This window comes from Pseudomonas sp. P5_A12 (assembly GCF_056400685.1).
This window is the reverse complement of record NZ_JBFUKU010000401.1, coordinates 1-3,852: the sequence shown is the minus strand read 5'-3', so window position 1 is coordinate 3,852 and position 3,852 is coordinate 1. Positions and strand designations below refer to the sequence as shown.

General features: G+C 60.3%; 4 protein-coding genes. 3 read left to right on the top strand and 1 reads right to left on the bottom strand.

From position 1 onward, the window contains the following. The 3 genes from AC1DSG_RS28765 to AC1DSG_RS28755 form a co-directional block, all read left to right on the top strand. The coding region (locus tag AC1DSG_RS28765; protein ID WP_477793905.1) for a GMC family oxidoreductase at positions 1-666 on the top strand (666 nt) is incomplete at its 5' end. A 28-nt stretch (positions 667-694) separates the two neighbouring features. Beyond that, positions 695-1,021, top strand: coding sequence for a Rieske (2Fe-2S) protein (locus AC1DSG_RS28760; RefSeq protein WP_477793904.1), 327 nt, complete (start codon positions 695-697; stop codon positions 1,019-1,021). 71 nt (positions 1,022-1,092) lie between these two features. Continuing rightward, on the top strand, positions 1,093-2,478 hold the full coding sequence (locus AC1DSG_RS28755) for an aldehyde dehydrogenase family protein (protein ID WP_477793903.1): 1,386 nt from the start codon (positions 1,093-1,095) through the stop codon (positions 2,476-2,478). A gap of 78 nt (positions 2,479-2,556) precedes the next feature. Here AC1DSG_RS28755 and AC1DSG_RS28750 read toward each other — a convergent pair whose 3' ends face one another. After that, positions 2,557-3,609, bottom strand: coding sequence for an aldo/keto reductase (locus AC1DSG_RS28750; protein ID WP_477793902.1), 1,053 nt, complete (start codon positions 3,607-3,609; stop codon positions 2,557-2,559). Between the last annotated feature and the right edge of the window lie 243 nt (positions 3,610-3,852).

The window sequence follows — 3,852 nt, the reverse complement described above, 5'->3', positions numbered from 1 at the left end:
ACCACCTACTATGCTTCCGGCCCACAAAATCATCCGACGGAAGCATGGCTCAAGCACCTTGTGGAGCATCCGCTTCAGACACTCGGCCAGACGTTCGACGCGCGGCATTGGTCGGAGCGTTCGCTCACCCTGTTGTGCATGCAGACCTCTGACAATTCCCTCGATTTGTACTTCAAGGATGGCATCCTGCGCAGCCGTCACGGCGCCGGCGCGGCCCCCCCCACGCACATTGCGACGGCCGATGAATTCGGAAAACGTCTTGCCGCCAAGATGGGCGCACGCGAGGCGGCATTGGACTTTGAGGTAATCAATCGGACGGCCTCGGCACACTTTATCGGAGGCATTCCGATAGGCGCCTCCAGCGATAAGGGTGTGGTCGACCCTTACCAGCGGGTTTTCGGCTACGAGGGCTTGCACGTCATGGACGGCAGCGTCCTGCCCGCGAACCCCGGGGTCAATCCATCGCTCACTATTTTGGCACTGGCGGAGCGAGCCATGTCGTTCTGGCCGAACAAGGGCGACACCGACCCGAGGCCCTCGGTTGGCTCCGGGTACAAGCGCCTGACGCCCATCATGCCGCTCAAGCCTGCTGTGCCGGCGCAGGCGCCTGGCGCACTGCGGTTCGACAAGCCCGATTATGAAGTGATCCCTGAGTATCCGTACTGAATCGAAGGTTCACGCACAGGAGCCGAACATGCCGGACTCGAAGGTCAACTACCGCCCATTGGGCCCGTCTTCCCGATTGACTGGCCAATTGGTCACGCCGTTCTACCTGGAAGATCGCAAGACACGCGTATCCGTCGCCCGCATCGGCTCACAACTGTTCGCCTTCGACGACATGTGCCCGCACGACGGTTGCCAGCTGTCAGCGGGCATCCTCACCGGCACGACACTCATGTGCCCGTGTGACGGCTCGCAGTTCGATATCACCACCGGCGCGGTGCAGCGTGGTCCCTCTACGTTAGCGCTGCCCACTTACGAAGTCCGCGAGCAGGGTGGCGAAATTGCAGTGCGCATCTGAGTGCTTTCGGTCACTGGATACAGGCGCTAGCGACTAGCATCGGGCGCCACATTCCCGGGAGTAAATTCACCATGTCGATTCCTGACTATTCATCGCTTGTCGCTGATCAGCGGGCTTACTTCCTTGAGGGACATTCGCGCTCGCTGGCGTGGCGCAAGACCCAGCTTGAAGCGGTCAAGGCCTTGTTCACCGACCATCATGACGAGTTGTGCGACGCACTCTGGAAGGACCTGCGCCGCAACGTCAATGATGCCGACCTGATGGACGTGAACTACTGCGCGAAGGAGGCGGCCTACGCCCTCGCGCATGTCGAATCATGGATGGAGCCGCTGCACGAGCCGATGCCCGTGGTGTTCCAGCCCGGCTATATCCGCGTACATCGCGATCCGCTGGGCGTTGCGCTGATCATCGGTGCATGGAATGAACCGCTCATGTTGCTCTTCGGCCCTTTGGTGGCAGCGCTGGCCGCCGGTAACACGGCGGTCCTGAAACCGTCAGAGGTTGCGGCTCACTGTGCCAGCGCGGTGGCGCGCCTGGTGCCCAAGTATTTCGATCCACGCATAGTCGCGGTTGTAGAGGGGGCCGTCCCCGAGACCACAGCGTTGCTGGCACAGCAGTGGGACATGATTTTCTTCACCGGCAGTCCATCGGTTGGCAAGGTCGTGCATCAGGCTGCCGCGAAGAACCTCACTCCCTGCGTGCTGGAACTGGGCGGCAAAAACCCGACCATCGTCCATTCATCAGCCAATCTGAAGGTCGCAGCACGGCGTATTGCCTACGGGCGCTTCGCCAATTCCGGCCACATCTGCACCGCGCCCGATCATGTACTGGTATGGCCGCAGGTCAAGGATGAATTCGTGCAGCATATGAAGGACACGATCCGCGAGTTCTACGGCGATGATCCGAAGCAGAGTCCAGACTACGGGCGCGTGATCAACCGTCGCAACTTCGATCGCCTGGCGGCGTTGCTCGGCAGCGGCACGGCCGTCGCCGGTGGTCAGACCGACCCGGACGAGCTGTACATCGCACCGACGGTGCTGGTCGATGTGGCGGTGGATTCCCCCATCATGCAGGAAGAGGTCTTCGGCCCAATCCTGCCGGTGCTTGAGATCGATTCGATCGACGCCGTTATCCAGTGGATCAACGACCGGCCGAGCCCACTCGGCGTGTACGTATTTTCCGAGGACGATGACGTAGTGAACGAGATATTGGCCTTCACGCGCTCCGGCGATGCGGAGGTCAATGACTGCGCGATCCATCCGCTGTTTCCCGAACTTCCGTTCGGCGGGGTGGGCAATTCCGGTATGGGCAAGTATCACGGGCGCTGGGGATTCGAGGCCTTTACCAATGCGCGCGGGGTGCTGCATCACAGCACTGCAATCGATCCTGGTGTTCGCTATCCCCCTTATGACAAGCACAGGGTTGAGCGAGTGATTGTCAACAAGCTGATGCCATAGCGGCGGTAGTTCACTGCGGTAATACACTGCAAAAATTGTGGGCGCGAGTAGGCTCGCTCCCACAATTTCCGATGTGTGTCAGGCCGCTGGGATGAGTGGCAGGTCCAGGGTTTCAGCCCCGGTATAGCGCGTCACCGACTCGGCAATCGTTTCATGTGGTACACCCTTGGCCACACCGCTGGCCCCATCCAGTCGCAACAACTGCTCGGCACTCATCTGCACAGCCAAGGCCCCTAGTGTCGCGTCCAGTTGTTCACGGGTGCGTGAGCCCAGAATCGGAATCAGCGCCGTCGTTGAGCGTTTGGCTTTTTCCCGCAACCAGGCAATGGCCACGTGTGTCGGCGTGGTTTCAAGCTCCGCTGCCACCGCGAGCAAGGTGTCGAGCAGGGCCGTTTCGTGGGCGCTTTTTTCGCTGTGAATCAGTATGCCGAGTTTGGCGGCGCGGTTGTTTTCATCACTGGTGCGGTATTTGCCGGTGAGAAAACCGCCACCCAACGGTGACCACAACGTGGCGGCCAGCCCCAGTGCTTCTGCCATCGGCAACAGTTCCCGTTCAGCGGTGCGCTCGGCCAGGCTGTATTCGGTCTGAATCGCCACAATCGGTGCAAAACCACGTACTTCAGCCAGTACGTCGGCGCGGGCGATGCGCCAGGCCGGGAAGTTCGACAATCCCGCGTAATGAATCTTGCCGGCACGCACCAAATCGTCGAAGCCACGGAGGATCTCTTCCATCGGCGTCACGCCATCGCTGATGTGCGCCCAGAACAGGTCAATGTGATCAGTGTTCAACCGTTTCAGGCTTTCTTCCACTGCACGAACCATGTTCTTGCGGCTGTTGCCGGTGTGGGAAATGCCGGCGGCCGGCGTAGTCCCCATGGTGAATTTGGTTGCGATCACCAACCGGTCCCGCTCGGCGGCAATGAACTCGCTGAGCATCGCTTCCGACTGGCCAGCCTGATAGCCGTTGGCGGTATCGATGAAGTTGCCGCCGGCCTCCAGGTAGCCATCGAAAATACGCTTGGCTTCGTCACGTTCTGCGCCATGACCCCAACCGGTGCCGAAATTCCCGGCGCCCAGCGCCAGTTCCGAAACCCGCAGGCCGGTTTTGCGGCCGAAAACTTTGTAATGCATGGGGTGACTCCTGAGGAAAGACGCCGGGATTGAATATAGATGTCTAACAACATGTATTAAATATGATGCCAATAATATTTGCCGTCAATACCCTTTGCCCTTAATGGCCAAGCGGGGCGACGGCCGGCCCCTCAACGAACCGGGAAGCTCCTGGCTGGAACGCAGCCCCGTAGCAGCTGCCGAGCCTGCGAGGCTGCGTCCGGCGACGCAGTCGCCGTAAAACCAGGCACTGCGGTGTAACAG